Annotated in this window: 1 protein-coding gene and 1 pseudogene; one reads left to right on the forward strand and one right to left on the reverse strand. The window is 30.4% G+C overall.

Annotated elements, in window-relative coordinates; all coding sequences use genetic code 11:
* A partial coding sequence (locus A9G30_RS08615) for a tetratricopeptide repeat protein (protein ID WP_141672054.1) occupies positions 1-725 on the reverse strand: 725 nt, incomplete at its 3' end.
* Positions 726-992: 267 nt separating this feature from the next.
* Between A9G30_RS08615 and A9G30_RS13670 the strand changes: the two are divergent.
* A pseudogene (locus A9G30_RS13670) lies at positions 993-1,169 on the forward strand (EexN family lipoprotein); the annotation flags it as partial.
* Positions 1,170-1,253 lie beyond the last annotated feature (84 nt).

Here is a 1,253-nt window from a genome sequence, read left to right on the forward strand (position 1 = left end):
CTACATTGCGCATCTGGATTGCCAGATTCCGCAGCTTCAGTATCTAACTCAACGCCTTTGGCAAAATCTTTTTTTAACCCACCCAATCCATTGTAATACATATTAGCTAAATTATGTTTTGCCATCATATTGCCTTTTTGGGCAGCTTGCTCATAAAGTTTTCTGGCTGTCGTGTAGCTTTTTTTTACAGCAGTTTCGTTATAATAGAAAACGCCTAGATTATTGAGTGCCTCTTTATTACCTTGTTTTGCTGCTTTTTCATACCAATCTTTGGCTTTAAAATAATTTTGACTGATACTGTTATCATTTAAATTTTGTTCAATTCCTTTACGATAATGTTTTTTTTCTGCAAATTCGTAAAGTGTCCCCATATTATATTGACCTAGAGCATTACCATTCAATGCTGCTTTTTCATATAACTCTTTTCCTTTTAGTAAATTTTGCTCTACACCTTGACCTGTAGCATACATATAGCCTAAAGCTACTTGGGCATCAGAGTGATTTTGATTAACTGCTTTTTGATACCATTCAATAGCTTTTGCATAATCTTGTTTAACACCTAGGCCATAGTTATACATATAACCTAAATTGTATTGTGCTTGAGCGTTATTTTGTTCAGTCGCTTTTTTATATTCAACATTAAAATTGTATTTTGTATTTAGTTGTGCAAAAACTGAAATGTTTACAGATATTAATAAGCAAATTATCAATGTTAATTTTTTCATTTATCTGCCTGTGTTAGTTGGGGGAATATTATTTTTATTAAAGGATCTTTTTTATTTATTTGCAAGCTTATTTATGATTATTTAATAAGCATAAATATCTTTTTTATCTTTATCTGATTACATGTCGATTTATTTTAATGTGCAGACATGTTCATTTATTATTGCTGTCTAGTTTTCAAGTTTACGTGATGGAACGTGAGGGTAAAGGATTGCATTCTACCATATAGAAACAAGCACCAAAAAGAATCATAATATTTTTTATTCGGATGTAATGAGAAGACCTATAGTGTAGAAGAATTCAAAAATAACAAAGAATTACCAGATAAATATCGTAAAATGTGCCAGAACGGTGAAATAGATGGGGATAGTTTAAATTGTGAAAATTCTTTCCAAGCAATTTTAAGTTTAAGCACGTCAGCTAGCAACCCTCACGCACGGAATTAATTTAACTAAGAAGCTACATTGTGGCTTTTAATATTCTTTGTGATGACGCATTTATAATAAATTGATTTTTTTTATTTATTATAA

It is taken from the genome of Gilliamella sp. Fer4-1 (assembly GCF_001690515.1).
Taxonomy (GTDB): domain Bacteria; phylum Pseudomonadota; class Gammaproteobacteria; order Enterobacterales; family Orbaceae; genus Gilliamella; species Gilliamella apicola_C.